At 66.1% G+C, this 18,032-nt stretch carries 17 protein-coding genes; 10 read left to right on the top strand and 7 right to left on the bottom strand.

What is annotated here, in order from left to right; translation table 11 throughout:
* Positions 1 to 14: 14 nt before the first annotated feature.
* Complete coding sequence (gene dnaB, locus ACEL_RS10790; RefSeq protein WP_011720918.1) at positions 15 to 1,373, bottom strand: replicative DNA helicase; 1,359 nt, start codon at positions 1,371 to 1,373, stop codon at positions 15 to 17.
* 463 nt (positions 1,374 to 1,836) lie between these two features.
* Between dnaB and ACEL_RS10785 the strand changes: the two genes are divergently transcribed.
* Positions 1,837 to 2,313: a MarR family winged helix-turn-helix transcriptional regulator gene (locus ACEL_RS10785; protein WP_011720917.1), complete on the top strand. Its 477-nt coding sequence runs from the start codon at positions 1,837 to 1,839 to the stop codon at positions 2,311 to 2,313.
* 80 nt (positions 2,314 to 2,393) lie between these two features.
* Here the strand turns inward: ACEL_RS10785 and ACEL_RS10780 are convergent, their stop codons facing one another.
* From ACEL_RS10780 to ACEL_RS10765, 4 genes are all read right to left on the bottom strand, one after another.
* Positions 2,394 to 3,980, bottom strand: coding sequence for an MFS transporter (locus tag ACEL_RS10780; protein WP_011720916.1), 1,587 nt, complete (start codon positions 3,978 to 3,980; stop codon positions 2,394 to 2,396).
* 77 nt (positions 3,981 to 4,057) lie between these two features.
* Positions 4,058 to 4,840, bottom strand: a complete 783-nt coding sequence (locus ACEL_RS10775) for an AAA family ATPase (protein WP_011720915.1) — start codon at positions 4,838 to 4,840, stop codon at positions 4,058 to 4,060.
* The gene (locus ACEL_RS10770) at positions 4,837 to 5,406 is read right to left on the bottom strand and encodes a hypothetical protein (RefSeq protein WP_011720914.1); all 570 of its coding nucleotides are present in this window, start codon (positions 5,404 to 5,406) and stop codon (positions 4,837 to 4,839) included. Before ACEL_RS10770 ends, ACEL_RS10775 begins: the two co-directional genes overlap by 4 nt.
* The gene (locus ACEL_RS10765; protein WP_041835103.1) at positions 5,403 to 6,428 is read right to left on the bottom strand and encodes an AvrD family protein; all 1,026 of its coding nucleotides are present in this window, start codon (positions 6,426 to 6,428) and stop codon (positions 5,403 to 5,405) included. The genes ACEL_RS10770 and ACEL_RS10765 overlap by 4 nt, the downstream gene beginning before the upstream one ends.
* Positions 6,429 to 6,873: 445 nt before the next feature.
* On the opposite strand from ACEL_RS10765, the gene purS reads away from it, so the two are divergent.
* The 6 genes from purS to purM are packed head-to-tail and all read left to right on the top strand — an operon-like array spanning position 6,874 to position 13,307.
* A complete protein-coding gene (gene purS / locus ACEL_RS10760; RefSeq protein WP_011720911.1) occupies positions 6,874 to 7,119 on the top strand; it encodes a phosphoribosylformylglycinamidine synthase subunit PurS in 246 nt (81 codons plus the stop codon).
* 36 nt (positions 7,120 to 7,155) lie between these two features.
* On the top strand, positions 7,156 to 7,833 hold the full coding sequence (purQ, locus tag ACEL_RS10755; protein ID WP_011720910.1) for a phosphoribosylformylglycinamidine synthase subunit PurQ: 678 nt from the start codon (positions 7,156 to 7,158) through the stop codon (positions 7,831 to 7,833).
* Positions 7,830 to 10,094: a phosphoribosylformylglycinamidine synthase subunit PurL gene (gene purL, locus ACEL_RS10750; RefSeq protein WP_011720909.1), complete on the top strand. Its 2,265-nt coding sequence runs from the start codon at positions 7,830 to 7,832 to the stop codon at positions 10,092 to 10,094. The genes purQ and purL overlap by 4 nt, the downstream gene beginning before the upstream one ends.
* On the top strand, positions 10,091 to 10,687 hold the full coding sequence (locus ACEL_RS12715) for a sterol carrier family protein (protein ID WP_011720908.1): 597 nt from the start codon (positions 10,091 to 10,093) through the stop codon (positions 10,685 to 10,687). Before purL ends, ACEL_RS12715 begins: the two co-directional genes overlap by 4 nt.
* 50 nt (positions 10,688 to 10,737) lie before the next feature.
* The gene (gene purF, locus ACEL_RS10740; protein ID WP_011720907.1) at positions 10,738 to 12,258 is read left to right on the top strand and encodes an amidophosphoribosyltransferase; all 1,521 of its coding nucleotides are present in this window, start codon (positions 10,738 to 10,740) and stop codon (positions 12,256 to 12,258) included.
* On the top strand, positions 12,255 to 13,307 hold the full coding sequence (purM, locus tag ACEL_RS10735) for a phosphoribosylformylglycinamidine cyclo-ligase (protein WP_011720906.1): 1,053 nt from the start codon (positions 12,255 to 12,257) through the stop codon (positions 13,305 to 13,307). The genes purF and purM overlap by 4 nt, the downstream gene beginning before the upstream one ends.
* A 139-nt stretch (positions 13,308 to 13,446) precedes the next feature.
* On the opposite strand, the gene ACEL_RS10730 is transcribed toward purM, so the two are convergent.
* Positions 13,447 to 13,692, bottom strand: a complete 246-nt coding sequence (locus ACEL_RS10730) for a DUF3073 domain-containing protein (protein ID WP_011720905.1) — start codon at positions 13,690 to 13,692, stop codon at positions 13,447 to 13,449.
* A gap of 1,077 nt (positions 13,693 to 14,769) precedes the next feature.
* Here ACEL_RS10730 and bldC point away from each other — a divergent pair.
* From bldC to ACEL_RS10710, 3 genes are all read left to right on the top strand, one after another.
* The gene (bldC, locus tag ACEL_RS10720; protein ID WP_011720903.1) at positions 14,770 to 14,979 is read left to right on the top strand and encodes a developmental transcriptional regulator BldC; all 210 of its coding nucleotides are present in this window, start codon (positions 14,770 to 14,772) and stop codon (positions 14,977 to 14,979) included.
* A 143-nt stretch (positions 14,980 to 15,122) separates the two neighbouring features.
* The gene (locus ACEL_RS11760) at positions 15,123 to 16,034 is read left to right on the top strand and encodes a DUF929 domain-containing protein (RefSeq protein WP_011720902.1); all 912 of its coding nucleotides are present in this window, start codon (positions 15,123 to 15,125) and stop codon (positions 16,032 to 16,034) included.
* Between the two features lie 8 nt (positions 16,035 to 16,042).
* A complete protein-coding gene (locus ACEL_RS10710) occupies positions 16,043 to 16,537 on the top strand; it encodes a vitamin K epoxide reductase family protein (RefSeq protein ID WP_011720901.1) in 495 nt (164 codons plus the stop codon).
* Between the two features lie 42 nt (positions 16,538 to 16,579).
* Here the strand turns inward: ACEL_RS10710 and xylB are convergent, their stop codons facing one another.
* On the bottom strand, positions 16,580 to 18,019 hold the full coding sequence (xylB, locus tag ACEL_RS10705) for a xylulokinase (RefSeq protein ID WP_011720900.1): 1,440 nt from the start codon (positions 18,017 to 18,019) through the stop codon (positions 16,580 to 16,582).
* Positions 18,020 to 18,032: the final 13 nt, after the last annotated feature.

Genomic DNA, 18,032 nt, shown 5'->3' with positions numbered 1-18,032 from the left:
GGACCGGACCGATCTCACGTGACGGGCGCCATGTCCACGAACCGGCTGTAATGTCCTTGGAACGCCACCGTCAACGTCGCCGTCGGGCCGTTGCGGTGTTTGGCGACGATGAGGTCCGCCTCGCCGGCGCGTGGTGATTCCTTTTCGTACATATCCTCGCGATGCAGCAGGATGACGACGTCGGCGTCTTGCTCGATGGCACCGGATTCCCGTAGGTCGGCTAGTTGCGGGCGTTTGTCGGTGCGCTGTTCGGGGCCCCGATTGAGTTGTGAAAGTGCGACGACCGGCACACCGAGCTCCTTGGCGAGCAACTTGAGCGAGCGGGAGATCTGGCTGACCTCCTGTTGGCGGTTCTCCACTCGGGTGTGTGACGTCATCAGCTGCAGGTAGTCGACGATCACCAGCCGGAGGTCGTGCCGCTGTCGCAACCGGCGGGCCTTGGCGCGAATCTCCATCATCGACAGGTTGGGCGAATCGTCAATGTACAGCGGCGCGCTCGCGAGCTCGCCCAATCGGCGGGTCAGTTTCATCCAGTCGTCGTCACGCAGCTGGCCGGTGCGCAACGCCTGCAGCGGGACCCGGGATTCCGCGGAGAGCAGCCGCATGGTGATTTCGTGCTTGCTCATCTCCAGCGAGAAGAGCACCGTCGTGAGCTGGTGGCGAATCGCAGCGCACCGGGCGACGTCCAGCGCCAAGGTCGACTTCCCCATGGCCGGTCGCGCCGCAACGACGATCAGCTGTCCGGGGTGGAGGCCGTTGGTGAGGGCGTCCAGGTCGGCAAAGCCGGTGGGGACACCGGTAAGGCCGATGCCTCGGTGTCCGCTGGCCTCGATTTCGTCGAGGGTCGGCTGGAGGAGTGCTTCGAGGACGACGTAATCCTCGCTGTCACGGCGGGTGGTCACATCAAAGATCGCAGCCTGGGCGGCATCCACCACCTCGTCGACGTCCGACCCGTCGGTCGCGTAGCCGAGCTGGACGATCCGGGTGCCGGCCTCGACCAGGCGCCGTAGTACGGCCTTGTCGGCCACGATGCGGGCATAGAAGCCGGCATTGGCTGCCGTCGGCACCGTTTGGATCAGTGTGTGGAGGTACGCCGCGCCGCCCACGCGGTTCAGCTCACCGCGTTTGGTCAACTCGGCGGCCACCGTGATCGCATCGGCTGGCTCACCGCGGCCGTAGAGATCCACGATCACGTCGAAGATCAGTTGATGCGCCGGCCGATAAAAGTCCGCGCTGCGCAGGATCTCGACGACGTCGGCGATGGCGTCCTTGGATAGGAGCATCCCGCCGAGCACCGACTGTTCCGCGACGACGTCCTGCGGCGGGGTACGGAGGCCGGCCGTCGGACGGTCAGGCAGTTCGATCACGGTCACGCCGGTCAGACTCCTTCACTCGGTAGCTGCGATAGAGAGTTCTATCGCACTGCGCCGACAAAACAGGCAGGCTCGGCGATGGAAGTCGCCGATTCAGTGGATGACCCTGGGGAAAGGGTGCGGACGGCGCCGCGCGTCACTGTGGATACGGACATCCCGTCGCTGTGGAGAACTCGTGACCCGCGGCGTCTTGTCGCGTGCGTGGCTTCCACAGGCTGGGGACGGAAAATTCCAATGCGGCGTACGCCGGTGGATCGGCGGTGACCTCCCGGAAGGCAGCCCGGCAGCGGCCGGCCCCCACCGGCGGGGCGCAGGGCATCGGCAGGCTGGCGTCCTGTCGGTGGTCAGCCGCCGTCCTGCCGACGACCAGCCGCCGTCCTGTCGGTGGTCAATAATCCGGCATCCGGGCGCCAAGCCGCGGCATTACTGCAAGCTTCATGCTTTTTCGCGCTAGACTGTAAGAATGACTGAGTGTCTGACTGGGCCAGTAGGCAATCCAACGAACTTCGCGTCGCTGTCGCTTAGTCGCAGAGTAGGCTTTCTCAGCTACAAGCTGACCCAAATTCTGCTGCACACCTTCGAAGAGCGACTAGCCGCGGTAAAGCTGACAACACGGACATATTTCATGCTCAGTGCTATTGATCGCGAACCACCTCTGTCCCAACAAGAATTGTCACGGCTTATCGGTGTCGATCCGACCACCGTCGTGGCCTTGGTCGACGACCTCGAACAACTGGGCTACGTCAAGCGATCGCGTAACCGGAGCGATCGGCGCCGGCACGATCTGCTCCTGACGGCCGCGGGACGGCGTAATCTCGCCGCAGCACATCGGGTCGCCGACGAGGTGGAGGCCGAAATCTTCTCCCCTCTGACCGCCGCCGAGCGAGACACCTACGCCGATCTGACCCGGAAGGTGCTCGCCAACCACTGGCCGGCGTAACGTTCGCGGCGCGTCCCGGTGCAGGCTGAGCGCCTGCACCGGGACGCGCCGTGTTGCTGCATCGCGGTGCTGTCCCGATCCTAGGAGCGGGCAGCGACCGCCGTTCGCTCCGCGGCGTCCGTCTCGGTCTCCGGCGGCACAAGCGAGAGCGCGGAGGCGTGGAGGTCCTTGGTACGCAGGAGCAGGGCGGCGAGAGCGGCTGCGGCAAGAGCGCACGTCGCGCAGGCCAGCATGGCGTCGTGAAATGCGGCCACAAAGGCGGCTCGGCCGTCACGGAGGACCATGTCGCGCAGCCCACTGAACGCGGCGGCGACGGAGTCCAGGGAACCGGCGCTGATGCCCCGGGCCGCCCCCGAGGCAGCCTGGCCGCCGAGCAGGTGTCCCGCTTGCGAATCCGCGAACAGCGACACGACGCGGTGTTGGAAAAGCGCGCCGATGCCGGCGATGCCGACCGCAATGCCCACCTGCTGGAAGGTCTCATTGATACCGGAGGCGACGCCGGCGTCCCGCGGTTCGGCGACCCCGATCGCGAGTGCGGCGCGCGTCGGGTTGAAAATGCCCATTCCAACGCCCATTCCAATCATGCTCGGGACAAGCGCCGTCCACCGTGAATCAGCGGTCGTCGTCCGGGCGAGCAGCAGGCCGATGCCGAGGGCGACACAGGAGGCGCCCATGAGAAGACGGAACGGCACCCGACCAGTCAGTGCGCCCGCTACGGCGCCGAACACGAACAGCGCCAGGGTCAGCGGAAGAAAGCGAACGCCCGTGCTGAACGCCGACAGGTGCATGATGTTCTCCACGTAATTCGTCTCGAGGAAAATCGCGGGCAGTGCCGAGCCGTTGGCAATCAGAGCGACAAGCGAGATGCCGACAAATATGACGTTCCTAAAGAAAGAAAGCGGAAACATCGCCCGCTCGCCGAGCCGCCGCTCCGTCACAACGAAGGCAACAAGCATGACAGCCGAAATGCCATACATTGCGAGGATCTCCGGACTCGTCCAGCCGATCTCATTGCCGCGGATGAGTGCGTAGACGATGGCAGCGAGGGCGACGGTGAAGGTCAGCATGCCTGCCCAATCCGCTCCCCGAGCGCGTGGGTCCCGGGACTCTTGTACGCGCAGCCGGGTGATGACCGCAGCCGACACACCGAGCGGGACGTTGAGCAAAAAGATCCACCGCCAACTCACGCCCGAGGTGAGACCACCGCCGATGAGCGGCCCGGACGCGACAGCGATGCCCGTGACGGCGCCGAAGACACCGAATGCCATCGCCCGCTCCTTGCCGTGAAACGCCTGGCCGAGCAGCGCCGGACCCACGGCAAAGAGAATTGCAGCCCCCACGCCCTGACAGCCGCGGCTCACGTTGAGCGCCACCGCATTGGGGGCGAGACCGCAGCTCAGCGAGGCGGCGGTGAACACGAGAAGGCCGAGAAAAAAGAGACCGCGGCGCCCCCGCCGGTCGGCGATTGAGCCGGCGGTCACGAGAAAGGCGGCGAGTGTCAGGGCATACGCGTCAAAAACCCACTGCAGCTCGGCGAAGCTCGCGTGCAATGACGCGCGGATCTGCGGCAGCGCAATACTCGCCACGCTGATGTCGAGCATCAGCATGAAGGTGCCAATGCCGACGACGAGCAGGGTCCACCAGCGGGATGTTGTCGGAGCGGTCATGAATCCTCCATGGTCATCGGGTCTTCCGTTGGGTGCCGACGTGGATGCCGGGCATGCTGTCGGCGTCGGGCGGCCGCCTAATAGCGCGAGGCGTATCGCATTCGGCGGACGATCGACGGCTGCTCACGGGTGGCGAGCCAGCGTTCGTGGAGTGCATCCCGGCTTGCGCCGATGCGTTCTCGGGCGAGCCGAACGGCATCCTCTATCGGCATGGCAAGGGGAAGACGATAGTGGTCGACAATTGCCGCGATCCGTTCGGATAGGGTGCCGCGGACGACCGCGCACGGTATTCCGAGCTCGTTGACGGTGTCGAGCAGCAACGTGTCGGAGAGCGTGCGGTACCTCTCGGAGACCGGCCGGTGACCGTCCGGATCCATCGGAAACTCAACCGGCAGGTGAACAAAGCACGTGTACAGGCGCTTTGCGCGCTCCTTCACGACCGTACCGTAGGCGTCCAGGTAGCGTTCCGTGAAGCGTCGGGCGCCGAAGCCGGCGATGCGGCGCAGCGCCCGCTCAAGCAACGGTGCACCGGGATTGAGTCCCACAATCATACGGACCCTTCCGTAAACCCACTCGTTCAACACCGAGCCGTCAGAGAGAAAGCAGCCGTTTGATGCGGCAAGAGCCTCGCCGTGAATGCGTTCTTCGAGCCGACGCAGGCCGAGAGCAAGAAGCTCACGTGCATCCAGGTGCTGAAAGTTCTTCTCCGGCGTCAGGTCAAAGAGAATTTCTCTCGCTGATCGGGCCTGGATTGTCGGGATTCCGGTCGCCAGAGACAGTGCTTCGGTTGTCGTCGTCTTTCCGGTGGAGTATGTTCCGGAAATTGCGATGGCGACCGGTTGCGGGACGGACTGCGTCATGCCTTGTGTACCTCTTCTCTGAACGAATGCGCCGGTTCAAGCGGCGGCAGACTGCCGCGCGCGTAGGCGGCGAGGGCCGCGACATCGGCGTCACTGCATAGATGTGGGCGCAGCCGGAAGGCAAAGCGCACGCTCTCCCGGCTGTCGACGTCGGTTTCGAACAGCCACGGCGGCAGCAAGGGCGTCGGCGATGTCGCGCGAAGCGCCGTCGCACGGCTCACCAGAATCTGCGCCCGGCCGCGGACGTCTTCCGGCAGCCAGTCGAGGAATGGAATGACGAATTCAAAAAGCCCACCGTCGGTGGGGCGTACGTAGCGCAGGAGCTTCTTGGGGAAAGCCTCAACCTCCTCCGGCAGGAACGTGAGTCGGGCGGGAGGTTCCTCGAGAAGAACGAGGATCGGCCGCCCGCCGTTCCTTCGTCTGGCGATCCACTCGATGTCGGCCTTCTGGGGCCACAATTCAGGGACAGCGTCGCGACGGCCCTGAGGACGCCAGATGAGACGACGGGAGCCCTCGAAGATGACGAGAATGTCGTCTCGGAGGAGGAACGGCGCGCGGCAGTTCACGGCGCCACCCGGTCTAATTCCGGAAGACTCACGCGTTCAGGCAGGGCATGCGCGAGTCGTGCGCCGACGTCAACGCCCGGAAGGGATCCGTAGAATTCGGCCAGCCGCCAGGTGCGCGAGTCCATTTGTACCTGGTCCCACCGGCGTGTGCCGACGCGGATCGGGATGGGCGCGTTCAGGGGATGCGAGGGCGTATGGGCGGTGAGCCAGATCGCGCGCATCCAGAGCGTATTGCTGTGTTGCCGGGGCAGATCGTCCGCCTGGTAGAGGACGACCTGCGCGAGTTGGGCCAGGCTCACGATGATTTCTATGACGGAGACGGTGGGCTGATATGCGCCACCGAGACCGGTGTCGGATCGGCACGTGTCGCCGCTCACCATGAGACTGGCCGCGGCGGCGCGGCGTTCAACGTCCACGAGGAGCTCAGAAATCGTATGCCGCCGGTTGCGATAACCCGTGCTGAAGTAGCGGCTGCCGTCCGTCCCGAGGACCGATGCGTCGACAACGGTGCGGCCGGTCTGGGGAAGCGGCGGGAGCGCGACGTCGTGCTCAATCTCGAGCCGGACACGGATCGACCCGATTCGCCCGTCAAATCGGGTCCGAAAATGCCCGTTCTCCCGTGAGCCGCCCTCCGCTGCGTGAAGCGAGCAGGGAAATGCCGTGCGCACATCAGTGGGGCGTGAACCTGCAGTCAGGGCAAGTTCGGATATCCAGCTGCGTCGGCGGGCGTCGCCGTCGAAACGTTCGCCGTGCGACACATACAACTCGGCAAGGTCGATGGCGATCAGTGCCGCGTCAATACTGCTCAGGTGAGGAGCAAGCTCTCCGGCGGCCTTGCACGACCAATCGACGGGATAGTGGACACGGGCACAGGCTTCGATTGAGTCTCCCAACGACATGGCCCGCAGCACAACCTCCGAGAGCTCACGCGTGACCCGGCGATAACCGGAGCCGAAGAATCGACCCTCAGCGGGGCCGAGACAAGCGTCAACGTCCGTGACGACATGCCGATGCGGTTTCATGATCCCCCCGAAACTTCGTCAGTCAGTCGCTTACACCGTCCATTACACTAACCGTCTGCTGAGACTACTTATGGTGAATTCGTCTGTCAAGGGTGCTTTGCGTGGCGCGTGCCCCCCGCCGTCCGGCGTGCCGGCGGAGGACATGCGCCGCGTGGGCACACCACCCAACCTGCGCAGCCGCCCGGGTCGCCTGGGGCATGCCGGGCACGGCGAAGACACGTCATCCGACCTGCGCAGCCGCTGGGAACGGGGTGCCGCACGCATTGACCGGGGCCTCGGCGTCACCCGTGCCGCCCGGCGGGCCATGGGGGAGCACCGCGAGCCGTGGACGTCAGGGTGAGCACCGTGCCCGTGCCGCCCCGCGCGCCGTGGGAGCACCGCGAGCCGTGCCCGCCTGCTCGATTACGCTGGACGCGTCCGGTCGCCCGTACCGCAAGGAGTTGATGTGGCGCGCGTCGCTGTCGACGTCATGCTCAAGCCTGAGATCCTCGATCCGCAGGGTCAGGCGATTCTTGGTGCGATCAAGAGATTGGGGCACACGGGAGTCCGTTCTGTCCGTCAAGGGAAGCACTTTGAGCTGGACGTCGACGGCACCCTCGACGACGCCACGCTTGCAATGATCGAAGAGCTGGCCGCCACGCTGCTGAGCAATCCAGTGATCGAAGACTTTGTCGTGCGCCGGTCCGAGTGAGCGGGCAGCCGGCAGCGATCAGGAAGTGAGGAGTCGGTGGGCGTCCGCGTCGGTGTGGTGACCTTCCCCGGCTCGCTGGACGATCGGGACGCGTCCCGGGCGGTCCGGGCCGCTGGCGCCGAGCCGGTCAGCTTATGGCATAAGGACAACTCCCTCGCGGGAGTCGACGCCGTCATCCTCCCCGGCGGTTTCTCCTACGGCGACTATCTCCGCCCCGGCGCAATCGCGCGGTTCTCTCCGGTCATGGAAGCCGTCATTGCGGCGGCGCGGGACGGCATGCCGGTGTTGGGCATCTGCAACGGTTTCCAGATCCTGTGTGAAGCCCACTTGCTCCCGGGGGCGCTGATCCGTAACGCGCACCTTCATTTCCGCTGTGTTGACCAGCCGCTGCGCGTCGAGAGCGTCGAGACACCGTGGACGTCGGCGTACCGTCCCGGGAGCCGGATTCTGATCCCCGCCAAGCACGGCGAGGGCCGGTATGTGGCGGACGAGCAGACACTCCGTCACCTCGAGGAGACCGGCCGGGTCGTCGTCCGGTACGCCGGATCCAACCCCAACGGCTCGATGCACGACATCGCAGGAATTGCCAATGCGGAAGGCAATGTCGTCGGGTTGATGCCCCATCCGGAGCATGCGATTGATCCGCTGACCGGTCCTTCGACCGACGGGCTTGGCTTCTTTGTCAGTCTGCTCCGTTCCCTGGTTCCAGCATGATCGATACTGTTGCGCACGCCACCAGAACGCCCGATCAGGCCCTGCCGTACCGGGAGCTTGGCCTGACCGATGACGAGTACGCACGCATCCGCGAAATCCTCGGACGGCGACCGACGTCCTGCGAATTAGCCATCTATTCCGTCATGTGGAGCGAGCATTGCTCGTACAAATCGTCGAAGGTGCACCTTCGGCAATTTGCGGAGAAGGTGCCTCCGAGCGCGCGCGATGTTCTCGTCGCGGGAATCGGCGCGAATGCCGGTGTCGTCCGGGTCGGGCGTGGCTGCGCGGTGACGTTCAAAGTGGAATCGCACAATCATCCCAGCTACGTCGAGCCGTACCAGGGTGCGGCGACCGGTGTCGGCGGGATTGTGCGGGACATTCTCGCGATGGGAGCGCGGCCCGTCGCGGTCATGGACTCCCTGCGTTTCGGGCCACTCGAGGCGCCCGACACCAAGCGGGTCGCGCCCGGGGTGGTCGCCGGCATCGGCGGATACGGCAATTGCCTGGGTCTGCCGAACATCGGCGGCGAAATCTCGTTCGATCCGTGCTATGCCGCTAATCCGCTCGTCAACGCCTTGTGCGTCGGGGTCTTGCCGGTCGACGGGGTGCAGCAGGCGAGTGCAACCGGTATCGGCAACAAGGTGGTTCTGTTCGGAGCGCGGACCGGCGGCGACGGGATCGGGGGGGCGTCGGTGCTGGCGAGTGCGACGTTCGACGAGCATGCCGCCAAGCGGCGGCCGAGCGTGCAGGTCGGGGATCCGTTCACCGAAAAGGTGCTCATTGAATGCTGCATGGAGCTTTTCGCCGCCCACCTCGTCGTCGGTATCCAGGACCTTGGTGCGGCAGGACTGAGTTGCGCGACCGCCGAACTGGCATCGGCCGGAAGCGGGGGAATGCGCGTCGAGTTGGACGCCGTCCCGCTCCGCGACGAGTCGCTCGCCCCGGAAGAAATTCTCATGAGCGAGTCGCAGGAACGGATGTGCGCGGTCGTCACGCCGGAAAATATTCCGCGTTTCATGGAAATTTGCGACAAGTGGGACGTGCCGGCGACAATCATCGGCGAGGTCACCGATACCGGCCGACTGCACGTCTACTGGCGGGGCGAGCTCGTCGTCGACGTTCCACCGCGGAGCGTCGCGCACGATGGCCCGGTCTATCGGCGTCCAATGCGGGAACCAGCCGAGCGGGCCGTGATGCTCAGCGACGACCCGGGGCGGCTCGCCCGTCCGACATCGCCGGACCAGCTGCGCGCCACCGTGCTGCGCCTTGCGGCTTCGCCTAATCTGGCCGACAAAACGTGGGTGACCGAGCAATACGACCGGTACGTCCTCGGCAATACCGTCGCGGCAATGCCGGACGACGCCGGTGTGGTGCGTCTCACGGACGATGACGCAGTACGCATAGGGGTCGCGCTGTCGCTCGACGGGAATGGCCGATACGCCCGTCTCGATCCGTACGTCGGAGCTCAGCTCGCGCTCTGCGAGGCGTACCGTAACGTCGCCTCGGCGGGTGCGCGTCCGCTGGCGGTCACGAACTGCCTGAATTTCGGCTCTCCTGAAGATCCCGAAGTGATGTGGCAATTCGCCGAGGCGGTCCGCGGCCTGGCGGATGGCTGCCTTGCGCTCGACGTCCCCGTCACCGGCGGCAACGTCAGCTTCTACAACCAGACCGGCGCACGCTCGATTCACCCGACACCCGTGGTGGGTGTCCTCGGCGTATTGGACGACGTCACGACTCGGTTGCGCATCGGATTTTCCGACGACGGCGACGTGGTGTACCTGTTGGGCACGACGCGGGACGAATTCGGCGGCAGCGAGTGGGCGCACGTCATCCACGGCCATCTCGGCGGGCGGCCGCCCGCGGTCGATTTCGCGGCGGAGCGGTCCCTTGCCGCCGTCCTCGTGGAATCGGCGCAGCGGCGGCTGGTGCACGCCGCGCACGATCTCTCCGACGGCGGGTTGGCGCAGGCTCTTGTCGAATCGTGCCTGCGGGGCTGGCGCGGAGTGCGGATTTCCCTGACGGGTGATCCATTCGTTGCGCTTTTCGCCGAATCAACGGCTCGGGCCGTCGTCGCCGTTGCGCCCGGCAACGTGACGGAATTCGAAGCTCTCTGCGCTCGTCACGGCGTTCCCGCCGCTGTCATCGGCCGTACCGGCGGCGCCGACTTCGTGGTCGAGGATTATTTCGCGATTCCGTTGGACGACCTGCATGCCGCCTGGGCGACGACCCTGCCGGCCGCCTTTGCCGCGCTGATGTCATGAGCCGCCGGCTGCTGCCTGCCAACCTTGCCGAAGCCGTCCTCGCTCAGTGGCGGTCCATCGCCGCGGAACCGCTTGCCGGCGCGACGACCGAGCATCTGCGCGAAGTTCTTCTCGCGACCCTCGGTGCCGACCCCGCCCTTGCCGGCGATGACCTGGCTGGGGTGGTCGAAAGAACGGCGCCGCGGTTCACCGCGCGTCGAAGCGGTGACGCCGGCTTGGCCGTGTTATGCGGCGAGGCCGTCGTCCACCAGCTCGACCGCCATCCGGTCGATGACGGTGCGCTCCGCATGGCGGTACGAGCCACCCTCTTTCTGTTGGCGGAGGAATGCCCGGGGAAGGCGGTCGAGGTGCGGGTACCGCCCGTGGCCGCCATTCAGTGCGGAGCGGGTCCGCGGCACACCAGAGGAACGCCGCCGAACACCGTGGAGACGGACCCGGTCACCTGGCTGGCCGTCGCCAGCGGCCGATTGTCCTGGGACGAAGCGGCTGATCGCGGAAGCCTGACGGCCAGCGGACCGCGCAGCGACCTGAGCGCCCACCTTCCGGTCATCTGCCGCACCTGGCGCCTCGCAGCGCGGTCCCGCGAACCGTAAACTGAGACCTGCGTGCGGCCGGTGTCCGCCACGGAAGGGATTGCCTCACAGTGCGTGTCTGCGACGGCCGAGCTCCTGCCCCGGCTTTTTCCGGCGCCCGGGAAGAGTGCGGAGTCTTCGGTATCTGGGCTCCCGGGGAGGAGGTGGCTAACCTTACCTACTTTGGGTTGTACGCACTGCAGCACCGCGGTCAAGAATCCGCAGGCATCGCCGTGAGCAACGGCGAGAAGATTCTCGTCTACAAGGATATGGGCCTCGTCTCTCAGGTCTTCAACGAGGCGAATCTTGCCGGCCTGCGTGGACACGTCGCCATTGGTCATACTCGGTATTCGACGGCAGGCGCATCGGTCTGGGAGAACGCGCAACCAACGTTTCGCGCCACACCAGTCGGGAGCATCGCTCTGGCGCACAACGGAAACCTCACGAATACCGGTGAGCTCGCGAAAATGCTCGAGGACGTGGGCGAGCGGAGCGGTGAGATTCCTTTTACCAGGCGGCCGGTGTCCTCGACGTCGGATACCGATCTGGTGACCGCTCTTCTGGCGGCGCACCTTGAACAGAGTCTGGAGAACGCCGCCCTGGCGGTATTGCCTCGAGTCGACGGGGCCTTCAGCTTTGTGTTTCTCGACGAGACCACTCTGTACGCCGCCCGCGATCCACGGGGTTTTCGCCCGTTGGCGCTCGGCAGAATCGAACGTGGTTGGGTGGTGGCGAGTGAGACAGCGGCGCTCGATATCGTCGGCGCGGCCTATGTCCGGGACATTGAGCCCGGTGAATTGCTGGCGATTGATGAACGCGGTCCGCGGTCCCTGCGCTTTGCGCCGCCGGCACCGCGGTTCTGTGTCTTTGAATTCGTTTACCTGGCGCGCCCCGATTCGCGATTCGGAGGCCGCAACGTGCATGCCGTTCGGGTTGAGGTCGGGCGTCGGTTGGCCCGCGAGGCCCCGGCGGACGCCGACCTCGTGATGCCCACCCCGGATTCCGGAACGCCTGCGGCGATCGGCTACGCCGAGGAATCGGGCATTCCGTACGCCGCCGGCTTGGTGAAGAACGCATACGTGGGCCGGACGTTCATCCAGCCGTCGCAGAGCCTGCGGCAACTCGGCATCCGGCTCAAGCTCAATCCCCTCCGTGACGTCATCCGGGGGAAACGGCTTGTCGTCGTCGACGATTCGATCGTGCGAGGGAATACGCAGCGAGCGGTGGTTCGCATGCTGCGCGAAGCGGGGGCGACTGAGGTGCACGTGCGCATCTCCTCGCCGCCGGTGAAGTGGCCCTGCTTTTACGGCATCGACTTCGCTACACGCGGTGAGCTCATCGCGAACGGCCTTACCGTCGACGAAATCTGCCGCTCACTCGGTGCGGATTCCCTCGGCTACGTCTCACTTGATGGCCTGGTTGCCGCGACGGGGATGCCGCGGCATGCACTCTGCCGGGCGTGCTTTGACGGCGATTATCCGACTCCGGTTCCGGACGCTGAGCTCTTCAGCCGGGGTGAGACGATCTCGACGCGGAGCCTGCTCGCCAGCCTGCCGTCCGTGGGCGGCGGTTCGGCTTTGGAGCGACCGTGACCGGCCCGGTCTCGTATGCGACGGCCGGCGTCGACATCGACGCTGGTGAGCGGGCCGTCGAACTTATGCGGACGGCGGTGGCTCGATCGTCCCGTCCCGAAGTGCTCGGTGGGCTGGGCGGTTTCGCAGGCTTGTTCCGGCTCGACCTGACGCGCTATCGGCGCCCAGTGCTCGCGACGTCGACCGACGGCGTCGGAACCAAGGTCGCCATCGCACGGATGCTCGACCGGCACGACACGATAGGCCTCGATCTCGTCGCGATGGTGGTTGACGACATCGTCGTCTGCGGCGGTGAACCGCTCTTTCTGACGGACTACATTGCCTGCGGAAAGATCGTTCCCGAGCGGATTGCGACCATCGTCGCGGGGATTGCCGAGGGTTGCCGGATCGCCGGTTGCGCGCTGATCGGCGGCGAGACCGCCGAGCATCCCGGGCTGCTCGAGCCCGATGAGTATGATCTCGCCGGAGCAGCCACCGGCGTCGTCGAGGAAGATGCGCTCCTTGGCCCGCATCGCGTCACCGCCGGTGACGCCGTTGTTGCGATGGCATCCTCCGGGCTGCACGCCAATGGGTACTCGCTCGTTCGGCACATCTTCTTCACGTTGGCGGGCTGGCGACTCGATCGGTACGTCCCCGAGCTCGGCAGGAGCCTCGGCGACGAGCTGCTCACGCCGACGACGATCTACGCACCGCACTGCCTGAGGCTTCGGGAAGCCGTCGACGTTCACGCCTTCGCCCATATCACCGGCGGTGGACTGGCGGGGAACGTCGCTCGCGTCATCCCCGAGGAGTACACGGCCGTGATCGATCGATCCACCTGGCAGCCGCCGTCGATCTTCCGCCTGGTCGGCGAGCTCGGCCGTGTGCCGCAAGCGGAGTTGGAGCGGGCATTGAACATGGGCATCGGCATGGTTGCGATCGTCGCGTCACCGGACGCCGATCGTGCCGTCGAGCTGCTCAACGCGACCGGCATCCGCGCCTGGGTCGCCGGTCACGTGCAGCCCCGGGCGGACGACGCGGCGGCCCACTTGGTCGGCGTCTATCGCTGACCTGTTTGGCGTCTAGCTGCTTGGCGGCTATCGCTCGATGGTGCCGCGACGAGGCGCCCTGCCTGGTGCCAGGCATGCGCTGCCGAGACGCGCACGTGCCTGACCGGCGTCCAGTTCAGCTGGAGAGCCAAAGTGAGGATCAACGGCGGCGCTGATCGGCGCCACTCGAGAAATCATCGTCCAGCAGCGGGTCGCCGTACTCGGCGTCGTCTTCGTCGTAGTCGCCGTAGTCGTAGCCGTCGTACTCATCAGCGGCGTCGGAATCCTGACGCGCTTTGTTGCCGAGCAGTTCGCGACGCAATGCCTCAAGGTCCGTACGACCCGTTGAGTACTTGAGCTGGCGAGCGACTTTCGCCTGCTTGGCCTTGGCTCGGCCGCGCCCCATCGGCTCGACCCCCTCGTTTTGGAGCTCGCTGCTCCCCGTCGGACGACGTTGGTTGTGCTTCTTAGGGTACCTGCTCACGTCGGTTGAGGCAGAAGGACGGCGGTCTGCGGCGCAGTGGAGGTGTGGGACCCCGCGCTGACATGGTCGTGCGCGGTCGGTCGACTGTGCCTTGCTTGGAGCAGGTGGACGGCGTTCTGACGTGCTCACGGTCCGGCTGTTCACTTGGTCGGCCCGGGGTCTGGTCGGCCCGGGGTCTGGTCGGTCGGGGATTTGCCGCAATGGCGGCGCTCGTCCGGAACCCGCCGTGGAGGTCGCCTGCGATGTCGGCGCCCGTCCGGAACCCGCCCGGGCTGATCACTTCCCGTCGCGCTTTCCGCCGATTGTGATCACCTGGTGGGCGCGCGCCTGTTGGTCACGCTGGTCGCGTGGTATGCGTCGTCACCTCCGCGCGGTGACGCGCCGCTGCCTCGACACGCTCGTTTGGTACGTGTCGATCGTGCGTTCTTCGTCCTCGGACGGTGGAGTCGTCAGCGGCTTCGGTTGACACGCGTGCGTTATGGGATAAACCGCATGCGCCCGGCCGTGAATTCTTTGCACCCGGTAATTGTGGTGTCACATTCCGTCATATCGCTGCTGGTATGGGCGCCGCACGGGCCGAGGGACGCTGTCAAAAACATTGCCAAGTGACGCAGTTATGTCGCAAATTGCCGTGTGCGCGGTCAGCGCAGTTCGGTATCGGCACGCGACTCAGCAGGATCGTGCGACGCGGCGCCGTGTTCCGTCCCGCAGGTACTGACGAGACAGAACTCCTTTCCGTATAAGGAATTTCGTGTCGTGCGACGCTCGACCAGATGGGTTCTTTCGTGCAATCCGGTCAGAGCTTTCCGCTGAATGGCGTATCGGGTACTAGTACATCAAGATTCCAAGATGACCCGCCTGGACCATTTCGGACATCCGGGTCATCAGGCACTATTCATCTACGGGTTGGGTTACGCCATCCCGTAGTGGGGGGCCGACGCTCCGTCGGCTCAAGGAGGAGGAGTCGGCAGCGCGTCGGCTCTGATTGGAGGAAGTTCCGTGGTACACGCACGCACACCTGAGGCGGAGTCGCTGCTCACGCCGGCGGAGGTCGCGACGATGTTCCGGGTCGATCCGAAGACCGTCACCCGCTGGGCGAAGGCGGGCAAGCTGACCTCCATCCGCACCCTCGGCGGCCACCGCCGCTACCGGGAGACCGAGGTCCGGGCGCTCCTCGGGGGAGTTCCACTCCAGCGCTCCGGGCAGTAGCCGCGCTCCCGTTTCGGTCCTTGGGCCCCTGGGATGACCAGGGGCCCTCGTTATGCACGCTCTCAGATCGAACCGCTACTGTGGCGGCGTCGTATGCTCAGTGGCGCGGCAGGGTTCGTGCCGATCGGCGGAGGAGGACGCACGTGAGCGGCGACGATCGAAGCGTTCACTCGTCGGAGCGGGTCTCCGCCAAGTACGCCGCCAAGCGTGCGGCCACCGAACGGATCGCCGCGCAGCGCGCCGCCCAGGCCCGGAAGGAGCGGCGCCGGAACATCATGGTCGTCGGCGGCTCCGTGCTCGCCGTGCTTGCCGTCGTGGCAGCGGTCATCATCGTCGGCGTGGTGACCAAGTCGTCACACGGCGCGAAGGCGAATCCCGTGACACCCGCTGCCCCGTCCGTCCTCAACGCGCTTCAGGCTGCGGCGCAGCGCACCTCGACAACGCCGGATTTCTCGACGATCGCCGGTCCGCCGGCCAAGCTCGACGGTCAACCGCTCACCTCCGGGGGAAAGCCGGAAGTCCTCTACGTTGGCGCGGAATACTGCCCGCACTGCGGCAACACCCGGTGGCCCCTGGCCATTGCGCTCAGCCGGTTCGGCCAGTTCAGCAATCTGAAGACGACGTACTCGTCGAACAGCGACTCACCGGCCCACATTCCGACCCTCTCCTTTTACCAGTCCAGCTACTCCAGCCCGTACCTGGTCTTTGTCGGCAAGGAAGAAGAGGACGGGCTGGGGCGCCCGCTGGAGCAGCTCACCAGCGCCGAAAATTCCCTCTTCCAGTCAGTAGGCGGGCTGGCCTACCCGTTCATCGATTTTGCCGGCAAATGGGCGCAGAAAGGCGATGCCCTTCAACCGACGTTGCTGAGCGGAATGACGGTGGACCAGGTTGCCAAGGCGCTTGAGGATCCGTCCTCCAAGCAAGGCAAGGCGATTCTTGCCGCCGCTGACATCTACACCGCGATAATCTGCGAGGCGACCGGCGGTCAGCCGACAAATGTCTGCAGCGCACCGTCCGTCAAGGCGGCCGAAGCGGCGTTGAACGGCGGGAAGTAGCGCCTGCGATGCGCACACCGCGCTGGGCCGCGCCGATCGGGCTCCTTCTCACCATCATCGGCGTCGGTCTGGCGGCGTACCTCACCGTCGTGCACTACGACCAGTCCGTGCAGCTCATTTGCTCGAGCAAAGGCGTCATCAACTGCGAGCAGGTGACGACAAGCCCGCAGTCGCGGGTGTTCGGCATTCCGGTGGCTGTGCTCGGTCTGGCGTATTTCCTCGGCATGGTGCCCTGGCAGCTCCCCGCCGCATGGCGGTCGTCCGATCCCCGTGTCCGGTACGGCCGCGTCGGATATTGCGTCGCTGGAATTCTCTTTGTGTTTTACCTGCTGTATGCGGAATTCGTCATTATCGGCAAGATTTGCCTCTGGTGCACGGCGGTGCACGTCGTGACGTTTCTGTTGTTCGTCATTACGGCGTTGGCGACCGCCCTCATGACAGACGTCCCGATCGAGCACGCTGAGCCGCAGCACGAACCCGGCCGTCCTGCGCAGCGGTCGTAACAGCCGCTCGACTGCGCGGCCAGGCGACTGACCGGTGCGTCGTCAGTGCGGGAGTCGCTGCGCCACCAGGTCGCGCAGCTCCGCGTACCGCTCCCGCACCCACGGTGTAGGGGATGCTTCGTAGCGATCGGTCCGCGTGGCCTTCCACTGCGGAGGTTCCGCCTCACCGAGGAGAGTCCACGCCGCCTGCCGGGCGGCGCCGTCGGCGACGTATTCACCCGGTTCGGGGACGATCACCGGCACTCCGAAGACGGCCGGCGCGATCTGCCGGACGGCCGCATTCCGTGCCCCGCCGCCAATGAGCACCACCCGCTGCACCGCGACGCCGTGCGCGACGAGCGCGTCGAGGCCGTCCGCGAGGCCGCAGAGCACGCCTTCAATGGCCGCACGGGCCAGATGCGCCGGCGTCGAATTGGCCAGCGTCCAGCCGTGGACGGCGCCGGTCGCATTCGGGCGGTTCGGCGTTCGTTCTCCTTCCAGATACGGAATGACAACCAAGCCGTCAGCGCCCGCCGGCGCGGAGAGGGCAAGCTCGGCAAGCCCATCGCCGTCGGTCCCCAGGATTCTCGCCGTCACATCAAGGACACGGGCGGCGTTCAGGGTGCAGACGAGCGGCAGAAAACGGCCGGTCGCATCGGCGAATCCGGCCACTGCGCCGGTGGGATCGGCGGTCGGGGTCTCGCTCACGGCGAAGACGGTTCCCGAGGTGCCGATTGACACGATCACGTCACCGGGACCGGCGTCCACACCGAGCGCGGCTGCCGCGTTGTCGCCGGCACCAGGCCCCAGGACCTGACCGCCGCGGGCAAGTCCGCTGCGCTCCGCGGGTTCCAGGACGAGCGGCAGCAGAGGACGACGTCCAAAGGCCCGCTCCAGGAGGTCCTGCCGGTAGCCGGTTGCGGCTGCCCAGTAGCCCGTGCCGCTGGCGTCTGAGCGGTCGGTTGTCAGCGCCGTCAGATCCGGCGTCGTCGAGTCCTCGGACGCGCGCAACCGCCAGGTGAGCCAATCGTGGGGCAAGCAGACGGCAGCGGTCCGTGCCGCGTGCGCCGGCTCGCAGCGAGCGAGCCAGCGCAACTTCGTGACCGTGAACGAGGCGACGGGAACCGTGCCGATTGCGTCGGCCCACGCCTTGGCGCCCGCTTCCGGGTCGCCGTTCCCTAGCTCCCGGACCAGATCGTCGGCGTCCGGCGCCGAGCGGGTGTCATTCCACAGCAGGGCCGGCCGAACCACGGTTCCCGTTGCATCCAGGCAGACCATGCCGTGCTGCTGCGCGGCGACGGAAATGGCAGAGACGTCGTCCCACCCGCCGGCGTCCTCGACTGCGGCCTGCAGGGCCGTCCACCACTCGTCGGGGTGAACCTCGGTGCCGGGCGGGTGCGGCGCCCGGCCTTGCCGGACGAGTTCTCCGGTGACGGCGTCGCGGATCACCACTTTGCAGGCTTGGGTCGACGAATCGACGCCGGCGACGAGCGTTCGCGTCATCGGGTGTCCGTTT

The sequence above is a fragment of the Acidothermus cellulolyticus 11B genome (assembly GCF_000015025.1).
Lineage (GTDB): Bacteria > Actinomycetota > Actinomycetes > Acidothermales > Acidothermaceae > Acidothermus > Acidothermus cellulolyticus.
This window is presented reverse-complemented; position numbering and strand designations above follow the sequence as displayed.